Raw genomic sequence first — 18417 nt, 5'->3', positions numbered from 1 at the left:
GTCGTACTCCTGGGCGCTCAGGCGCTGATTTGGTTGCGCCGGCGCAGGGCGGCGGCGATCACCATGACCAAAACAGACAAGCCGATCAGCAGCGTCGAAGCGACGGCGATCACCGGGGTCAGGTCCTGGCGCAGGGTGGTCCACATTTTCACGGGAAGGGTTTGCAGGGTGGGACTGGCCATCATTACGCTGAGCACCACTTCGTCCCACGAAACGAGAAAGGCGAAGAGAGCGCCGGCGACCATGCCCGGACGGATCGCCGGGAATGTCACCTTGAACACCGCCTGCAAGCGCGAGGCACCGCAGATCACGGCGGCGTCTTCAATCGACTGATCGAACAGCTTCAGCGAGTTGATGATCGAGATGATGGTGAACGGCAGCGCAACGATCACATGGCTGACGACGAAAGCGAACATCGTCCCGGTGTAGCCGAGCTTGAGAAACAGCGCGTACACCGCCACGGCAATGATCACCAGCGGCACGATCATCGGCAGGGTGAACAGGCCGTACAACATCTCGCGTCCGGGAAAGCGTCCACGCACCAGCGCAAACGCCGTCGGTAATCCGAGTGCCACAGCACAAATGGTGGTCAGCACGGCAACCTTGAGACTGGCGGCAGCGGCGTTCATCCAGTCGGGATTGGAGAAGAACTGGCCGTACCATTTCAGCGTCCAGCCCGGCGGCGGGAACACCAGCCACTGCGAGGAGCCGAACGACAGCAGCACGATGAACACGATCGGCAACAGCAGGAACAGACCGATCAGCCCGGTGGTTGCATACAAGCCGAAGCGCATGCGCCGGCTCATGGCATTGGGAGTCAGGAGCATGTCGGCTTACCTCGCGTTACTGGCGCCAACCGGAGATTCCGGCTGAAGCTTCAGGTAGAAGTAGAACAGCACCAGGGTGATTGCGATCAGCAACGCAGCGCCGGCACTGGCCAGGCCCCAGTTGAGGAAAGACTGCACCTGCTGAATGATGAACTCCGGCAGCATCATGTTCTGCGCCCCGCCAAGCAGCGCCGGGGTGACGTAGTAACCGAGCGACATCACGAACACCATCAGACCGCCCGAGGCCAGACCCGGCCGACACAGCGGCAGGAACACCCGGAAGAAGTTGGTCCACGGACTCGCGCCGCAGATCGAACCGGCCTGCAGGATCATCGGGTCGATGGCCTGCATGGTCGCCTGCAACGGCAGCACGATGAACGGAATCATGATGTAGCTCATGCCGATCACCACGCCGGTCAGGTTGTGCACCATTTCCAGCGGCTGATCGATGATGCCCATGGCCATCAGCGCCTTGTTGATCACCCCCGAGGCTTGCAACAGCACCAGCCACGAATAGGTGCGGGCGAGCAGGCTGGTCCACATCGACAGCAGCACGATGTTGAGGATCCAGCGCCCCCAGCCACGTGGCACCAGGGTGATCGCCCAGGCCAGCGGAAAGCCCAGCAGCAGGCTGAACAGCGTCACCAGCCCGGCCACCGAAAAGGTATTGAGCAGCACCCGCGCATAGGCCGAGTTGGCGAACAGTTGTTCGTAGTTGCCAAGGCCAGGCACCGGTTCCAGCACCCCGCGCAGCAGCAAACCAATCAGCGGCGCGAGGAAGAACAGGCCGAGAAACAACAGCGCCGGGACGAGGTTGCCAGCGCCGCGCCAGCGTTGTTTGAAGGCCGAGCCGGTAGCGCCCGTGGCGCTCCCGGTGGCAGTGGGACGGGGCGCAGTGGCCGCGATTTTCATTTGACCAGCCATTCGTTCCACCGTGTCGCGATAGCCGGACCGTTCTTGGCCCAGTATGCGAAATCAAGGGTGATCTGATCCTTGGCGTAAGCCGTCGGCAGGTTGGGCGCCAGCGTCGAATCCAGACGCTCCACACTGTCGAGGTTGACCGGGGCGTAGGCGGTCAGATTAGAGAAATCGGCTTGGCCCTTGGCGCTGCTGGCGTTGGCGAGGAATTTCATCGCCGCGTCCTTGTTCTTCGAGCCTTTGGGGATGACCAGAATGTCGGCCATGACCAGGTTCTGTTTCCAGCTCACGCCAACCGGTGCGCCGTCTTCCTGCAAAGCGTGGACGCGACCGTTCCAGAACTGGCCCATGCTCGCTTCACCAGACGCCAGCAGTTGCTGCGACTGCGCGCCGCCGCCCCACCAGACGATGTCCTTCTTGATGGTGTCGAGTTTCTTGAAAGCGCGATCCAGGTCCAGCGGGTAGAGCTTGTCAGCCGCGACGCCATCGGCCAGCAGCGCCAGTTCGAGCACGCCGGGGCTTGGCCATTTGTACAGGGCGCGTTTGCCCGGGTAGGTCTTGGTGTCGAACAGCGCGCTCCAGTCCTGCGGCTTGTTGGCGCCGAGCTTGCCCTCGTTGTAGCCGAGGACGAAGGAGAAGAAGAACGAACCAACGCCGTGATCGCTGACGAAGCGCGGGTCGATCCTGTCGCGCTGGATCACTTTGAAATCGAGGGGTTCGAGCAGGCCTTCGGCAGCGGCGCGCAGGGCGAAATCGGCTTCGACATCGACCACGTCCCACTGCACGTTGCCGCTTTCGACCATGGCCTTGAGTTTGCCGTAGTCGGTCGGCCCGTCCTGCACGACGGTGATGCCGCTGGCCTTGCTGAACGGATCGGCCCAGGCCTGTTTCTGCGCATCCTGGGTGCTACCGCCCCAACTGACAAAATTCACGCTTTCGGCAGCCATTGCAGCTTGGCCGGTAACGCTGAGCAGTCCCGCGAAAAAGATCGCGGTTGCAGCTTTGTTCAACACCATGTTCACGCCCTCATTGTTGTGTTTTTGAGCGGGCCTTGCGTTGTTGCCCGCCTGTCGGGAGCAGTAGCTGGACGGTTTTTCAGGTCGCCCGGTCTATGGAATATCATATTATGGTATTCCAAGCTTTGTGCAAGCACTTTGCCTTACCGGTTATCTGGCAGCTGTCCTTTTTTGTGGTTCGAAGAAATGGATCTGAAATGCAAACCCCTTGTAGGAGTGAGCCTGCTCGCGATAGCGGTGTGTCAGTCAACATCATTGCTGAATGTCACACCGCTATCGCGAGCAGGCTCACTCCTACATTTGGATTCGTGCTCGACGAAAGTTATTCGGTGAAAGGGATGCTCTCAACCACCTCAAGGTCATACCCGGTCAACCCCGCATACTTCAGCGGTGGCCCGAGGTGCCGCAGCTTGCCAACCCCCAGATTCTGCAGAATCTGCGCCCCGGTCCCGACTTCGGAATAGATCCGCGACTGCGAGCGGCTGAACTGCCTCGGCGGCTGGGTCAGTTGCGGCACGCGCTCCAGCAACGCCTGCGACGATTCATGGTTGGCCAGCACCACCACAACCCCATGACCTTCCGCCGCGACCCGTTGCAGCGCCGCCCACAGCGTCCAGTTCGTCGGCCCGCTGTACTCGGCACCGACCAGATCGCGCAGCGGATCGATCACGTGCACGCGCACCAGCGTCGGCTCTTCGCGACGCAAGTCGCCCATGACCATCGCCATGTGCACGCCGCCTTCAATGCGGTCTTCGAAGGTGATCAAACGGAACGTGCCATGCACCGTCGGCAGCTCACGTTCGCCGATGCGTTCGATGGTGTGCTCGGTGCTCAGGCGGTAGTGGATCAGGTCGGCGATGGTGCCGATCTTGATCCCGTGCTTGCGTGCGAACTGCTCCAGATCCGGGCGGCGGGCCATGGTGCCGTCGTCGTTCATCACTTCGACGATCACCGAGGCCGGGGTGAAACCGGCGAGGCGCGCCAGATCGCAGCCGGCCTCGGTATGCCCGGCGCGGGTCAGCACGCCACCTTCCTTGGCGCGCAACGGGAAGATGTGACCGGGCTGCACCAGGTCTTCGGCGCGGGCATTCGGCGCGACGGCGGCGGCAACGGTGCAGGCACGATCCGCCGCGGAGATGCCGGTGGTCACGCCAACCGCCGCTTCGATCGACACGGTAAACGCCGTGCTGAACACGCTGCCGTTAGCGGGTACCATTTGCTCCAGGCCCAGACGCTGGCAATGTTCGTCGGTGAGGGTCAGGCAGATCAGCCCGCGCGCTTCGCGAGCCATGAAACTGATTGCCTCCGGCGTGCAGCGATCGGCGGCCAGCAGCAGGTCGCCTTCGTTCTCGCGGTCTTCGTCATCGACCAGCAGGACCATTTTGCCGAGGCGATAATCTTCGATGATTTCTTCGATGCTGTTGAAGGCCATGCTGGACTCTCAGGGTTCGTTGGAAATATATTGGTATACCATAATACAAAATCAACAAAGAGGTCACTATGAAGGCGTACTGGATTGCACACGTGGATATAGCCGATGCCGAGCACTACAGCCATTACACCCAGCGCACCCCGCAGGCGATTGCCGCATTCGGCGGGAAGTTTGTCGCCAGAGGCGGGCGCAGCGAAGCGCTGGAAGGCCGGCAGACGCCGCAGCGCACGGTGATCATCGAGTTCGAGAGCTACGAGCAGGCCGTGGCCTGCTACCGCTCGGCGGCGTATCAGGAAGCGAAAAGTTACCGCGAGGAATGGGCGAGGGCGGAGATCATCATCGTCGAAGGCGTCGCCCCAGTTTAGGCAACACCGCCAAACCCCTGTAGGAGTGAGCCTGCTCGCGATAGCGGTGTATCAGTCAGCAATTCTCTAGCTGATACACCGCTATCGCGAGCAGGCTCACTCCTACAGAAAGCGAAGCGTTGTCAGCGCATGAAATGAATCTTGCCGCTGTCATCATTGCCCATGTAAATCCCGTACACCCCGGCCTGGCGCTCTTCGATATAGCGCTCGAGAATCTGCCGGATTGCGGGGTAGTAGATCTGCTCCCACGGAATGTCTTCAGGGGCGAAGAACTTGTAATCCATGGTTTCCGGCCCGTACTGCCCGGTGATCTCCAGGGCAATGGCGCGGAAGATGATGTACACCTCGCTGATCTTCGGCACGCTGAAGATCGAGTACGGCGAGACGATTTCCGCGCGCACGCCGCTTTCTTCCCAGACTTCACGCAGCGCCGCCTGCTCGGTGGTCTCAAAGCTTTCCATGAAACCGGCGGGCAGGGTCCAGGTGCCCGGGCGCGGCGGGATCGCCCGTTGGCACAAGAGGTATTTGCCGTCCTGCTCGATGATGCAGCCGGCAATGATCTTCGGATTGACGTAGTGGATATAGCCGCAGCCGCGGCACATCAGGCGCTCGTGCGTATCGCCCGGCGGCGTCTGCTGACCGAGGTCAGGGCCACCGCATTTCGGGCAAAAGCTCGGGCTGAACATGTCATTGACCTATGCGCGGTTCTTTCAGCGCGATCGGCAGGGTGATCGCCGGGGTGCCCTTGACGGCGACGCCGGTTTCTTCCTGCTTGCGCTTGAGGTAATCGAGGGCCACGGCAGCGGCCGCGCGGACGTGATCGACACAGGCCTGATGCGCCGCCAGCGGATCACCGCTCTTGATCGCCTCGACCATTTTTTCCATCTCGTGGTTACTCGCGCCGCGGCGGTTTTCCTGGGACACCGAGGTCGCGCGCAGGTAGCTGATGCGCGCCTGCAACTGGCGCAACTGGGTGGCAGCGACATGGTTGCCCGAGCCTTCCAGCAGCACGTCGTAGAAGCCCTGCACCGAGTCGATCACCTGTTGCAACTCGCCGTCCTTCAACGCCTTGCGGTTGTCATCGAGGGCCTTTTCCAGGGCCTTGATGTCCTTGGCTTTGGCGCGCAGGGTGAACAACTGCACGATCAGACCTTCGAGCACGCAACGCAATTCGTAGATATCGACGGCATCGGCGAGGGTGATGATCGCCACACGCGGGCCTTTGGCGTCGGCGAATTCCACCAGGCCTTCGGACTCAAGGTGACGCAGGGCTTCGCGCACCGAAGTGCGGCTGACACCGAGGCGATCACACAGGTCGCGTTCGACCAGGCGATCACCTGGCATGAGCTGGAAATTCATGATCGCGCTACGCAGTTTGTCCAGCACGATTTCGCGCAGGGTAACGGGGTTGCGATTGACCTTGAAGCTGTCGTCGAGTGGCTGGCGTTTCATGGGGTCCGCTCTTGAGCTTGGCTGTCCATCCCAGACGGGCATCAAAACAGCCGAGGGTTAACTGGAGGCCTCGGCGTCGGCTTCGGCAAAGGCTTCACGGGCCAGCCGGAAACTGTCCACGGCCGCCGGAACGCCGCAATAAATGCCGACCTGAAGCAGAATTTCGCGTATTTGCTCACGACTCAGGCCGTTACGCAAGGCACCACGCACATGCAGCTTGAGTTCGTGCGGGCGGTTGAGCGCCGAGATCATCGCCAGGTTGATCATGCTGCGCTCCTTGAGCGACAGACCTTCGCGACCCCAGACATGGCCCCAGCAGTATTCGGTGACCATTTCCTGCAGCGGACGGGTGAAATCGTCGGCGTTCTCTATCGAACGTTGCACGTAAGCTTCGCCCAATACCTGCGTACGGATCTGCAGGCCTTTTTCGTACTTTTCGTTACTCATTATTCCTCCAGTCACCACAAAACCCTGGTGTAGGAGCTGCCGAAGGCTGCGATCTTTTGATCTTGCTTTTAAACATCAAAGTCAAAAGATCGCAGCCTTCGGCAGCTCCTACACAGGGGATTTGTGTGAATCCGTCAGGTCAAGGTAGGCAACGCGCCGAGCTTGCCCTTGTGGTAAATCATCGGTGTCACCGGTTGCTCGGGCAGGATCAGGTTCTTCACCGCGCCGACGATGATTGCGTGATCACCACCGTCGTACTCACGCCACAACTCGCACTCGATGATTGCCGTCGCCTTGGCCAGGATCGGGTTACCCAAATCGCTCAAATGCCACTCGATGCCCTTGGCCTTTTCCTTGCCCTTGCCGGCGAACGCGTAGGCTTCGGCGGTCTGTTCGGCGGAGAGCAAGTGGATAGCGAATTTCTTGCTGTCGCGCAGCACCGGGTAAGTGTCGGAGGCGTAGTTGGGGCAGAACAGCACCAGCGCCGGGTCGATCGACAGCGCGCTGAACGCGCTGGCGGTAATGCCGACGATGCCGCCATCCGGGTCGAGGGTGGTGACCACCGTGACGCCGGACGGGAACGAGCTCATGACGTCTTTGTAAATGCCGGGTTCGATCATTTCGCAGGACTCCTAGCGCATCACAAACGGATCAGGCATTGGCGCCTGGGAGAGGTTGATCCACACCGTTTTCAGTTCGGTGTAGGCCAGCACCGAGTCGATGCCGCTTTCGCGTCCATAGCCACTGTTCTTGAAACCGCCGATCGGCGCCATCGCCGACACTGCGCGGTAAGTGTTGACCCAGATAATTCCTGAGCGCACATCGCGCGCCAGCCGGTGGGCGCGGCCCAGGTCACGGGTCCAGATGCCGGCGGCGAGGCCGAACTGCGAGTCGTTGGCGATCGCCAGCGCTTCGGCTTCGTCTTTGAAACGAATCACCGACGCCACCGGGCCGAACACTTCTTCCTGCATGATCTTCATCGAATTACGGTCGCATTCGAACAGCGTCGGCTCATAGAACCAGCCTTCGCCGAGATCCGCCGGACGCTTGCCGCCGGTGCGCAAACGCGCGCCTTCGGCAATCGCATCGGCGACCAGCCCTTCGACCACCGCCAGTTGCTGCGCGGTGGCCATCGGGCCCATCTCGCTATGGTCTTCCTGCGGGTTGCCGATGCGGATGCGCTGGGCGCGTTCGACCAGACGATTGACGAATTCGTCGTAGATTTCGTCCTGCACCAGCAAACGCGAACCGGACACGCAGCTCTGCCCGGACGCCGCGTAAATCCCGGCAATCGCGCCGTTGATCGCACTGTCGAGATCGGCGTCGGCAAAAATGATATTCGGCGACTTGCCGCCCAGTTCCAGCGACAGCTTGGCGAAGTTTTCGGCGCTGCTGCGCACCACATGCCGTGCCGTGGCCGCGCCGCCCGTGAAGGCAATCTTGCGGATCAGCGGATGGCGGGTGAGGGCGGCGCCGGTGCTAGGGCCGTAACCGGTGACGACGTTGACCACGCCGGGCGGAATCCCGGCTTCGAGGGCCAGACGCGCCAGCTCGAGAATGGTTGCCGAGGCGTGTTCGGACGGCTTGATCACAATGGTGTTGCCGGCGGCGAGGGCCGGGGCCAGTTTGATCGCGGTCAGGTACAGCGGGCTGTTCCACGGAATGATTGCGGCGACCACACCCATGGCTTCGTGCACGGTGTAGGCAAACAGGTCGGGCTTGTCCAGCGGCAGGGTGCCGCCCTCAAGCTTGTCGGCCAGGCCTGCGGTGTAGTGGAAGAACTCCGGCAGGTAGGTGACCTGGCCACGGGTTTCGCGGATCAGCTTGCCGTTGTCGCGGCTTTCCAGCTGCGCCAGGTGTTCCTTGTTTTCTGCGATCAGGTCGCCGAGGCGACGCAGCAACTTGCCCCGCGCGGTGGCAGTGAGGCCACGCCACGCCGGGCTGTCGAAAGCGGTCTGCGCCGCTTGCACGGCGCGTTCGACGTCCGCTTCATCGGCGTCGGGCAGTTCCGCCCAGGCCTGCGCGGAGGCCGGGTTGAGGCTTTCGAAGGTCTTGCCGGAGAGGGCGTCGACCCAATCTCCGCCGATGCACATCTGGAAGCGTGCGAGTGTCATGCAACGATCCCCTTTATATGGTTTTGTCGGGAGTGTGCGAATTGAAGGAATTCCAGCAGCATCTGGTTGACCAGACGCGGCGACTCTACCGGCATCATATGCCGTTGCTCGGGCAGCACGGCAACCTTCGCGCCGGGGATGCGTCGGGCCAGTTGCTCGGCCATTTCCGGGGTCGAGCCGGGGTCGAGTTCGCCGGTGGCGATCAGCGTCGGCGCCTGAATGCTGCTCAGGTCGTCGGCGCGGTACATGTCCTGGGTGGCGAACAATTCGTAGGTGGTCAGGTAACCCTGCGGATCGTTGTTGGCCAGTGTCTGACGCAACGCGGCGATCTGCGCCGGGTTGGCTGCCTGATATTCACGGCTGAACCAGCGTGACAGCGCGGCTTCGGCATTGGCGTCCGGGCCATGCTCGGCGGCCTGCGCCGTGCGGGCAATAACGCCGGCACGCTGTTCTTCGCTGCGGTTGAACACGCTGTTCAATACCACCAGGCTTTGCAGGCGCTCCGGGTAATGCAGGGCAAAGGCCCGCGCGACCAGGCCGCCCATGGAGAAACCGATCACCGCGGCCTGGGGCAGATTCAGGTGCTCGAGCAGCTCGAGCAGTTGATCAGCGTAACCAAGCAGGTCGGTGCCGCTGGCCGGGCGCGGGCTGGCGCCGTGGCCGAGCATGTCGTAGGCGATCACCTGGTACTGGCTGGCGAGGCCGACAATCTGCCCGCCCCACATTTCTTTATTCAGGCCCACGCCGTGGATCAAGACCACGGGCTGGCCTTGGCCGGTCGCCAGGTAACTGGTGCCAGCCGGGGTGAGTTCAGCGGTGAGCCGAATCATGGAGCGCTCCTGCAATGCCTTTCTTGTTGTGATTACTGGGCTTTTTCGGCGGCCAGTTCTTCCAGATCGATGTAGCGGTTGCCGATTCGCGGGTGCAGGCGGCCACCGTCGGCGCAACCCAGCACCACGACGATTTCGTCGGCACGCGGCGCGTCTTCGATCTGCATTTCCAGGGTGATGTAGTGCGAACGCAGGCCTTCGTCGTCCTTGTGCATCATCGGGATCTGAATCGACGTGCCCGGACCGCCGCGCTTGTTGGTGAAGCTCAGGTAGCTCTTGGCTTTCACTGCTTCGCGGTAGTGGTTGCCGAAGCGCAGGGTGTGGATCACCGCCGACGCGTGCTCGATCTCGCCGTCAGCGCCGACCACCGCCGCTTTGCCGTAGGCCTCGATCTTCTCGGCACCGCCGATGATGCCGACCAGACGCTCGACCATCATGGCGCCGAGGTCGGAGCAGTTGGCGCGGATCTGCGGCTTGAGGTCTTCGACAAAACCGTTGCCCACCCAAGGGTTCTTCATCACCACGGCAAGGCCGACCATGGTCACCGGCTTGTCAGTAGCCTTGCCGCCTTCGATGAAGGTTTCTTCGACATAGCTGACGATCTTGCGAATTTCGAAACTCATGAGCTGCTCCGTTGGGGGATTGAGAGTGTCTGTGCGTCTGATGGTATACCATAATACCGATCCTGCAAGTCCCCCTGACGAGATTTGCCTCATCACCCCGGCGAATGGTCATGTATTCAAATTCCCAGCCCCCACGATCCCTTGTAGGAGTGAGCCTGCTCGCGATAGGGGACTGTCAGCCAATGATTTGCTGACTGAAACACCGCCATCGCGAGCAGGCTCACTCCTACACGGGAAATCAGCGGCGATGCGGTTAACAAAAGATAACGTGGCGCCGATTGTCAGACATTTGCAAAGCCCGATAGGATGAGCCAGCTTCCGAAGGGGCTCTGGATTGCGGGTTTCAGGAGGATGCTTCTGAACTGCCAGTAGTCGAGCACCCTTGCGGCGCCCTTGAAGGCCCGATGGCCCAACAATAATAAATAGGGGAAGGTCTATGAGTCGTTGCCGCCCGCCGGCGTTACGCAACACCGCGTTGCTGGTCACAGCTCTCTCGCTGCTTGGCTTTGCCACGTTATCGGCGCCTGTGATTGCCGCCGAGGCCCCGGCCGACGTGGTCTATGCCACCGAATCGGCCAAGGCCGCAAAGAGCCTGATTCTCGATGTTGTCCACGCCGGCGCGCGCCTGGTCGCGGTCGGTGATCGCGGGCACATCGTCTATTCCGATGACCAGGGCAAGACCTGGACCCAGGCCAAGGTGCCGACTCGCCAGTTGCTTACCGCCGTGTATTTCGTCGACGACAAAAACGGCTGGGCGGTCGGCCACGACGCACAGATCCTCGCCAGCGCAGACGGCGGTCTGACCTGGACCAAGCAATTCGAAGACCTTGCACGGGAATCGCCGCTGCTCGACGTCTGGTTCAAGGACGCCAGCAGCGGCTTTGCTGTGGGCGCCTATGGCACGCTGCTGGAAACCACCGATGGCGGCAAACACTGGGAAGACGTCAGTGATCGCCTCGACAACGAAGACCAGTTCCACCTCAACGCCATCGCCTCTGTGAAAGACGCCGGGCTGTTCATCGTTGGTGAGTCCGGCAGCATGTTCCGCTCCGCCGATGACGGCCAGACCTGGGAAAAACTCGAAGGCCCGTACGAAGGTTCATTGTTCGGCGTGATCGGCACAGCGCAGCCGCAGACCCTGCTGGCGTACGGCTTGCGCGGCAACCTCTATCGCTCCACCGATTTCGGCAGCAACTGGGAGCAGGTCGAACTCAAAGCCGCCCGCGGTGCGCTGGAGTTTGGTCTGTCCGGCGGCACGCTGCTGGAAGACGGCTCGATCGTCATCGTCGGCAACGGCGGTTCGGTGATCAGCAGCAGTGACAATGGCGAAACCTTCAGCGTGTTCAACCGCCCGGATCGCATTTCGCTGTCGTCGGTCACCGCCGCCGGCAACGGCAACCTGATTCTGACCGGGCAGGGTGGTTTGCACATCACCCAGCCAAACGGTGCCGAGACCAATAACAAGAAGGCGGGGCTATGACTTCCTTGATCACTCCTCAGCAGGAAAAGGCGACGGTTCTCGAGCGCCTGATCTTCAACAACCGCCCGGCCGTGATCCTGATCTGCCTGGTGGTGAGCATTTTCCTGTTCTGGCAGGCGACGCTGATCCGGCCGTCGACCAGTTTCGAAAAAATGATCCCGCTGCAGCATCCCTTCATCGAAAAGATGATGGAGCACCGCAACGATCTGGCGAACCTCGGTAACACGGTGCGTATTTCGGTGGAAGCCACCGACGGCGACATCTTCTCCAAGGAGTACATGGAGACCCTGCGCCAGATCAACGACGAGGTGTTCTACATTTCCGGCGTCGACCGTTCCGGGCTGAAGTCGCTGTGGAGCCCGAGCGTGCGCTGGACCGAAGTGACCGAAGAGGGTTTCGCCGGCGGTGAAGTGATTCCGCAGAGCTACAACGGCTCCCAGGACAGCCTCGACCTGCTGCGTAACAATGTGCTCAAGTCCGGTCAGGTCGGGCGTCTGGTGGCCAACGATTTCAAGTCGAGCATCGTCGACATCCCGCTGCTGGAGGCCTACCCGGACCCGCAGGATCAGGGCAAGCTGCTGGCGCTGGACTATCGCCAGTTCTCCCATGAGCTCGAAGACAAGATCCGCAACAAGTTCGAAGCGCAGAACCCCAACATCAAGATCCATATCGTCGGTTTCGCCAAGAAGGTCGGCGACCTGATCGACGGTCTGGTGATGGTGGTGCTGTTCTTCGGTGTCGCCTTCGTCATCACCCTGATTTTGCTGTTGTGGTTCACCAACTGCCTGCGCAGCACCATCGCCGTGTTGAGTACGACGCTGGTGGCGGTGGTCTGGCAGCTCGGGTTGATGCACTTCTTCGGCTTCGGGCTCGACCCGTATTCGATGCTGGTGCCGTTCCTGATTTTCGCCATCGGCATTTCCCACGGCGTGCAGAAAATCAACGGTATCGCCCTGCAGTCCAGCGAGGCCGATAACGCCCTGACCGCTGCGCGGCGCACCTTCCGGCAGTTGTTCCTGCCGGGGATGATCGCAATTCTCGCCGATGCGGTGGGCTTCATCACCCTGCTGATCATCGACATCGGCGTGATCCGTGAACTGGCCATCGGCGCGTCCATCGGCGTTGCGGTGATCGTGTTCACCAACCTGATCCTGCTGCCGGTGGCGATTTCCTATGTCGGCATCAGCAAGCGTGCGATTGCCAAGAGCAAGAAGGACGCCAACCGCGAACATCCGTTCTGGCGCCTGCTGTCGAACTTCGCCAGCCCCAAAGTCGCGCCGATCTCGGTTGCCCTGGCGCTGATCGCCTTCGGTGGCGGCCTCTGGTACAGCCAGAACCTGAAAATCGGCGACCTCGACCAGGGTGCGCCGGAACTGCGTCCGGACTCGCGCTACAACAAGGACAACAACTTCATCATCAGCAATTACTCCACCAGCTCTGACGTACTGGTGGTGATGGTCAAGACCAAGGCCGAAGGCTGCTCGCGCTACGAAGCCATGGCGCCGATCGATCAGTTGATGTGGAAGATGCAGAACACCGAGGGCGTGCAGTCGGCGATCTCGCTGGTGACCGTGTCCAAGCAGATGATCAAGGGCATGAACGAGGGCAACCTGAAATGGGAAACCCTGTCGCGCAACCCGGACGTGCTGAACAACTCGATCGCCCGCGCCGACGGCCTGTACAACAACAGTTGCTCGCTGGCGCCGGTGCTGGTGTTCCTCAACGACCACAAGGCCGAAACCCTCGACCGCGCTGTGCAAGCGGTGCAGGAGTTCGCCAAGGAAAACAACAAGGACGGCCTGGAATTCATCCTCGCCGCCGGTAACGCCGGGATCGAAGCCGCCACCAACGAAGTCATCAAGCAGGCTGAGCTGACCATCCTGATTCTGGTGTACATCTGCGTTGCGGTGATGTGCATGATCACCTTCCGCTCATGGGCGGCGACCTTGTGCATCGTCTTGCCGCTGGTGCTGACCTCGGTGCTCGGCAACGCGCTGATGGCGTTCATGGGCATCGGCGTGAAAGTCGCGACGCTGCCAGTGGTCGCGCTGGGCGTGGGGATCGGCGTGGACTACGGCATCTACATCTACAGCCGCCTGGAAAGTTTCCTGCGTGCCGGGTTGCCGTTGCAGGAAGCTTATTACCAGACACTGAAATCTACCGGTAAAGCCGTGCTGTTCACCGGTTTGTGCCTGGCGATCGGCGTGTGCACCTGGATCTTCTCGGCGATCAAGTTCCAGGCCGACATGGGCCTGATGCTGACCTTCATGCTGCTGTGGAACATGTTCGGCGCACTGTGGCTGCTGCCAGCGTTGGCGAAGTTCCTGATCAAGCCGGAGAAACTGGCGGGGCAGAAGGGCAATTCGCTGTTTGCCCATTGATCTGAAAGGCTGAAATGACAAAGCCGCAACCTTGAGGGTTGCGGCTTTTTTGTGGACGAAGATCAAGGTCAAGATCAAGAGCCCCTCACCCTAGCCCTCTCCCGGAGGGAGAGGGGACTGATTGGGGGATATTAGAGATTTACGCCGACCTGAGCGCCCTGCTGTGAATCCATAATCGACTCGGTTTTTCAGGTCGATGTATAACGAAGCACAACCCGGTCGGTCCCCTCTCCCCTTGGGAGAGGGCTAGGGTGAGGGCAAGCGGTCTCAAGCCTTAAGAGAGCTCAGCGCCAAGCACCACACTCAACGCACTGCGCGCATCATCCAGCTGCACCAGCGTCGCATGCCGGGCCCCGAGCGCATCGCGGTTCTCGATGGCGGTCAGAATCGCCTTGTGCCTCGGCAACGCCAATTCATGCAGATTCGGCCGCTGATTGGAATGCTTCAACGCCTCGGCAATCGCCACTGCCAACATGTTGCACAGGTTCGCCAGCAGGTCATTGTGCGTCGCATCGGCGATGCGGCTGTGGAAGTCCAGATCCGGCTGCAACAGCGCTTCCGGGGTCGGAGCGGCTTCCATGCGTTGGTAGGCTTCGTTGATCGCGGCGATGTCGGCATCCGTCGCATGCTGGGCGGCGAGGGCGGCGGCGGCCGGTTCGATGATGCTGCGCACGCTGGTCAGCACGTTGAAGAATTCATTCTGCGGGCTGCTTTGCATCAACCAGTGCAGCACGTCCGGGTCGAGCATGTGCCACTCGCGACGGGCCTTGACCACCGTGCCCACCCGTGGCCTGGAATACACCAGCCCCTTGGCCACCAGCACCCGCGTGGCTTCGCGCAACACCGGCCGACTGACCGCGTACTCCTCGCAGAGCAGGGCTTCGGCGGGCAGTTTGTCGTCGGGCAAAAAGCGTCCGGAGACGATCTGCATGCCCAGTTCCTGGACGATGCGCGAGTGCATGCTTTTGCGGTCGGAAGGTTTGCGGTAATCCATGGGGAGTGGCGCGATCCTGAGCGATGGAGATGCCGCGCATCATAGCAGGCGTGCGGCATTCTTGAGGCTGATGCATAGCAAATGTAGGAGTGAGCCTGCTCGCGATTGCGGTGTGTCAGTCACCAGAGTTGTCAACTGACAGATTGCCATCGCGAGCAGGCTCACTCCTACAGGGAGTGGCTGTGTTAATGGGAGTGGCGCGGTACCTCGGCCCCTCGGCAACCCACCAGGAAGTCAAAGTCGCAACCCTGATCCGCCTGCAGCACGTGGTCGATGTACAGCTGACGATAACCACCCACCAGCAATTGCTGCGGCGCTTGCAGATCCGCCATGCGCGCCGCCAGTTCAGCGTCGGGAATGTCCAGGTGCAAACGGCCGCTGGCGCAATCGAGTTCGATCCAGTCGCCTTCCTGCACCGCCGCCAAAGGCCCGCCCGCTGCGGCTTCAGGTGCAACGTGCAAAACCACCGTGCCGTACGCCGTGCCGCTCATACGGGCATCAGAAATCCGCACCATGTCGGTCACGCCTTGCGCCAACAGCTTGGCCGGCAAGCCCATGTTGCCGACTTCGGCCATGCCCGGATAACCCTTTGGTCCGCAGTTCTTCATCACCAGAATCGAATCCTTATCGACGTCCAGCTCTGGATCGTTGATCCGCGCCTTGTACATGTCGAAGTTCTCGAACACCACGGCGCGCCCGCGATGCTGCATCAGTTCAGCGCTAGCGGCGGACGGCTTGAGCACCGCACCCAGCGGCGCCAGATTGCCGCGCAACACGCAGATGCCACCGTCAGCGCGAATCGGATTGTCGAGGGTGCGGATCACCTCGTCCTCGCCATAGATCGGCGCGTCCCTGGTGTTCTCGCCGATGGATTTGCCGTTGACCGTCAAGGCATTCGGGTTAGGGATCAGATTGGCTTCACCGAGGCGACGCAGCACCGCTGGCAAACCACCGGCGTAGTAGAACTCTTCCATTAGGAAACGCCCGGACGGTTGCAGGTCGACGATAGTCGGCATGCCGCGACCGATGCGGGTCCAGTCGTCCAGATCCAGCTCGACGCCAATGCGCCCGGCAATGGCTTTCAAGTGGATCACGGCGTTGGTCGAACCGCCGATGGCAGCGTTGACGCGAATGGCGTTTTCGAAGGCTTCCTTGGTCAGGATCTTCGACAGTTTCAAGTCTTCGCGAACCATCTCCACCGCGCGCATGCCAGACATGTGGGCCAATACATAACGCCGCGCATCCACCGCCGGAATCGCGGCGTTGTGCGGAAGGGAAGTGCCCAGTGCTTCAGCCATGCAGGCCATGGTCGACGCGGTGCCCATGGTGTTGCAGGTGCCCGCCGAACGCGACATGCCGCCTTCGGCTGCGAGGAAATCGTCGATGGTGATGGTGCCGGCCTTGACCTGTTCGCTGAGCTGCCACACGACAGTGCCGGAGCCGATGTCCTTGCCCTTGTGCTTACCGTTGAGCATCGGCCCGCCGGTGACGACGATGGCCGGTACGTCGCAACTGGCCGCGCCCATCAACAGTGCCGGGGTGGTTTTGTCGCAACCGGTGAGCAGCACGACGCCGTCGATCGGGTTGCCGCGAATCGCTTCTTCAACGTCCATGCTCGCCAGGTTGCGGGTAAGCATGGCGGTCGGGCGCAGGTTCGATTCGCCGTTGGAGAACACCGGGAATTCCACCGGAAAACCACCGGCCTCGATCACCCCGCGTTTGACGTGCTCCGCGATCTGGCGGAAGTGCGCGTTGCACGGAGTCAGTTCCGACCAGGTGTTGCAGATGCCGATGATCGGCTTGCCGTGGAACTGATGGTCGGCGATGCCCTGATTCTTCATCCAGCTGCGGTACATGAAGCCGTTCTTGTCGGCCGTGCCAAACCATTGGGCGGAGCGCAGGGTGGGTTTCTTATCAGACATGATCGTTTCTCTTATTGTAAGACTATTGTTTGCGAGCTGACGCTTAATCTAAGCGCAAAATCGGCGCTTTGGAAGTGTTGTTGGGTAATTAGTATTACTATATAGTCGTTTTCGACGGAGGGAAGGCCCTGGCTGTTTTGGCGAGAGGCGTCCCCCGAGGTTCTATAAAAACAACAATCGGAGACCGATCTCATGAGCCAGGAACTGCGGCTTGTCCGGCGCATCACACTGAAACTGATTCCCTTCCTGATCCTGCTGTACCTGATCGCCTATGTGGATCGCTCCGCCGTCGGCTTTGCCAAGCTGCACATGGGCGCCGACATCGGCATCGGCGATGCGGCCTATGGCCTGGGCGCCGGGCTGTTCTTCATTGGTTACTTCCTTCTCGAGATTCCCAGCAACCTGATGCTCGAACGCTTCGGCGCGCGGCGCTGGTTTGCGCGGATCATGATCACCTGGGGCGCGATCACCATCGGCATGGCCTTCGTGCAAGGGCCGCACAGCTTCTATGTGATGCGCTTTCTGCTCGGCGCGGCCGAAGCGGGCTTCTTCCCCGGCGTGCTGTACTACATCACCCAGTGGTTCCCGGTGCGCCATCGCGGCAAGATCCTCGGCCTGTTCATCCTGTCGCAACCAATCGCGATGATGATCACCGGTCCCGTGTCCGGTGGCTTGCTGGGCATGGACGGCATCCTTGGTCTGCACGGCTGGCAGTGGCTGTTCATCGTCATCGGCACCCCGGCGATCCTGCTGACCTGGCCGGTGCTGCGCTGGCTGCCGGACGGTCCGCAGCAAGTGAAATGGATGGATCAGGCGGAAAAAGACTGGCTGACCGGCGAACTGAAAAAGGATCTGCAGGAGTACGGCCAGACCCGTCACGGCAATCCTCTGCACGCGCTGAAAGACAAACGCGTGTTGCTGCTGGCGCTGTTTTATCTGCCAGTGACCCTGAGCATTTATGGCCTCGGCCTGTGGCTGCCGACGCTGATCAAACAATTCGGCGGCAGCGATCTGGTCACCGGTTTCGTTTCTTCGGTGCCGTACATTTTCGGGATCATCGGGCTGCTGATCATTCCGCGCAGTTCCGACCGCCTGAACGATCGCTACGGTCACTTGGCGGTGCTCTATGTACTCGGTGCACTGGGCCTGTTCCTCAGCGCCTGGCTGTCGATGCCCGTGGCGCAACTGGCGGCGCTGTGTCTGGTGGCGTTCGCGCTGTTCTCGTGCACAGCCGTTTTCTGGACTCTGCCCGGGCGCTTCTTCGCCGGTGCCAGTGCCGCGGCGGGGATTGCCCTGATCAACTCGGTCGGCAACCTCGGCGGTTACATCGGGCCGTTCGTGATCGGCGCATTGAAGGAATACACCGGCAATCTGGCTTCGGGGCTGTACTTCCTTTCGGGCGTGATGGTGTTCGGGCTGATTCTGACGGGCATCGTCTATCGCGTTCTGGAACGCAAGCATGTGCTGCCCGTCGACCAGTTCGCTGCGAGTGCCCGTGGTGCGACCCGCACGTGACGGGCTGGCACCACCCCCTGTAGGAGTGAGCCTGCTCGCGATGGCGGTGTATCAGCGAAAAAATTTCCCAACTGACACACCGCTATCGCGAGCAGGCTCAC

Annotated in this window: 17 protein-coding genes; 4 read left to right on the top strand and 13 right to left on the bottom strand. The window is 61.2% G+C overall.

The genetic code is table 11. The annotated features are described in order from the left end of the window. Window positions 1-17 precede the first annotated feature (17 nt). The 4 genes from QRN33_RS11930 to ribBA all read right to left on the bottom strand — a co-directional run bounded on the left by QRN33_RS11930 (window position 18) and on the right by ribBA (window position 4193). Window positions 18-827, bottom strand: a complete 810-nt coding sequence (locus QRN33_RS11930) for an ABC transporter permease (RefSeq protein WP_047301679.1) — start codon at window positions 825-827, stop codon at window positions 18-20. Between the two features lie 6 nt (window positions 828-833). Then, window positions 834-1739: an ABC transporter permease gene (locus tag QRN33_RS11925; RefSeq protein ID WP_285408831.1), complete on the bottom strand. Its 906-nt coding sequence runs from the start codon at window positions 1737-1739 to the stop codon at window positions 834-836. Continuing rightward, the gene (locus QRN33_RS11920; RefSeq protein WP_016775018.1) at window positions 1736-2761 is read right to left on the bottom strand and encodes an ABC transporter substrate-binding protein; all 1026 of its coding nucleotides are present in this window, start codon (window positions 2759-2761) and stop codon (window positions 1736-1738) included. The genes QRN33_RS11925 and QRN33_RS11920 overlap by 4 nt, the downstream gene beginning before the upstream one ends. A 322-nt stretch (window positions 2762-3083) precedes the next feature. Beyond that, window positions 3084-4193: a bifunctional 3,4-dihydroxy-2-butanone-4-phosphate synthase/GTP cyclohydrolase II gene (gene ribBA / locus QRN33_RS11915; RefSeq protein WP_016775017.1), complete on the bottom strand. Its 1110-nt coding sequence runs from the start codon at window positions 4191-4193 to the stop codon at window positions 3084-3086. A gap of 68 nt (window positions 4194-4261) precedes the next feature. Between ribBA and QRN33_RS11910 the strand changes: the two genes are divergently transcribed. After that, window positions 4262-4558 carry a DUF1330 domain-containing protein gene (locus tag QRN33_RS11910; RefSeq protein ID WP_285408710.1) on the top strand — a complete coding sequence of 99 codons (297 nt, stop codon included), beginning with the start codon at window positions 4262-4264 and terminating at the stop codon, window positions 4556-4558. A 122-nt stretch (window positions 4559-4680) separates the two neighbouring features. Here the strand turns inward: QRN33_RS11910 and QRN33_RS11905 are convergent, their stop codons facing one another. The 7 genes from QRN33_RS11905 to QRN33_RS11875 all read right to left on the bottom strand — a co-directional run bounded on the left by QRN33_RS11905 (window position 4681) and on the right by QRN33_RS11875 (window position 10024). Continuing rightward, a complete protein-coding gene (locus tag QRN33_RS11905; protein WP_042606769.1) occupies window positions 4681-5244 on the bottom strand; it encodes an NUDIX hydrolase in 564 nt (187 codons plus the stop codon). A gap of 1 nt (window position 5245) precedes the next feature. Further along, window positions 5246-6010, bottom strand: a complete 765-nt coding sequence (locus QRN33_RS11900; protein ID WP_042606770.1) for a GntR family transcriptional regulator — start codon at window positions 6008-6010, stop codon at window positions 5246-5248. Between the two features lie 57 nt (window positions 6011-6067). After that, the gene (locus QRN33_RS11895) at window positions 6068-6457 is read right to left on the bottom strand and encodes a carboxymuconolactone decarboxylase family protein (RefSeq protein ID WP_024013190.1); all 390 of its coding nucleotides are present in this window, start codon (window positions 6455-6457) and stop codon (window positions 6068-6070) included. 134 nt (window positions 6458-6591) lie between these two features. Continuing rightward, window positions 6592-7077, bottom strand: coding sequence for a flavin reductase family protein (locus tag QRN33_RS11890; protein ID WP_042606771.1), 486 nt, complete (start codon window positions 7075-7077; stop codon window positions 6592-6594). Window positions 7078-7089: 12 nt separating this feature from the next. Continuing rightward, window positions 7090-8571, bottom strand: a complete 1482-nt coding sequence (locus QRN33_RS11885; protein ID WP_285408709.1) for an aldehyde dehydrogenase — start codon at window positions 8569-8571, stop codon at window positions 7090-7092. Then, window positions 8568-9401: an alpha/beta fold hydrolase gene (locus tag QRN33_RS11880; protein ID WP_064363441.1), complete on the bottom strand. Its 834-nt coding sequence runs from the start codon at window positions 9399-9401 to the stop codon at window positions 8568-8570. The genes QRN33_RS11885 and QRN33_RS11880 overlap by 4 nt, the downstream gene beginning before the upstream one ends. Before the next feature lie 32 nt (window positions 9402-9433). Next, window positions 9434-10024: an amino acid synthesis family protein gene (locus QRN33_RS11875; protein WP_007968626.1), complete on the bottom strand. Its 591-nt coding sequence runs from the start codon at window positions 10022-10024 to the stop codon at window positions 9434-9436. A 436-nt stretch (window positions 10025-10460) separates the two neighbouring features. Here QRN33_RS11875 and QRN33_RS11870 point away from each other — a divergent pair, with 436 nt between their 5' ends. Together QRN33_RS11870 and QRN33_RS11865 are read left to right on the top strand one after the other, a co-directional pair. Continuing rightward, window positions 10461-11504 (top strand): WD40/YVTN/BNR-like repeat-containing protein, encoded by a 1044-nt coding sequence (locus QRN33_RS11870; protein ID WP_064363440.1) that lies wholly within the window; start codon window positions 10461-10463, stop codon window positions 11502-11504. After that, entirely contained in the window at window positions 11501-13885 is a 2385-nt protein-coding gene (locus QRN33_RS11865) for an efflux RND transporter permease subunit (RefSeq protein ID WP_042606775.1), read from the top strand. The genes QRN33_RS11870 and QRN33_RS11865 overlap by 4 nt, the downstream gene beginning before the upstream one ends. Window positions 13886-14159: 274 nt before the next feature. Here the strand turns inward: QRN33_RS11865 and QRN33_RS11860 are convergent, their stop codons facing one another. Both QRN33_RS11860 and QRN33_RS11855 read right to left on the bottom strand, forming a co-directional pair. Next, entirely contained in the window at window positions 14160-14879 is a 720-nt protein-coding gene (locus QRN33_RS11860; protein ID WP_042606776.1) for a FadR/GntR family transcriptional regulator, read from the bottom strand. 185 nt (window positions 14880-15064) lie between these two features. After that, entirely contained in the window at window positions 15065-16801 is a 1737-nt protein-coding gene (locus tag QRN33_RS11855) for an IlvD/Edd family dehydratase (RefSeq protein WP_042606777.1), read from the bottom strand. A 192-nt stretch (window positions 16802-16993) separates the two neighbouring features. Between QRN33_RS11855 and QRN33_RS11850 the strand changes: the two genes are divergently transcribed. Next, complete coding sequence (locus QRN33_RS11850; protein ID WP_042606778.1) at window positions 16994-18316, top strand: MFS transporter; 1323 nt, start codon at window positions 16994-16996, stop codon at window positions 18314-18316. The last annotated feature ends 101 nt before the right edge of the window (window positions 18317-18417 follow it).

The organism is Pseudomonas sp. FR229a (assembly GCF_030209115.1).
In the GTDB taxonomy this organism is placed as follows: Bacteria; Pseudomonadota; Gammaproteobacteria; order Pseudomonadales; family Pseudomonadaceae; genus Aquipseudomonas; species Aquipseudomonas moraviensis_A.
The sequence above is the reverse complement of the archived record's forward strand: the minus strand, read 5'-3'. Positions and strand labels throughout refer to the sequence as shown.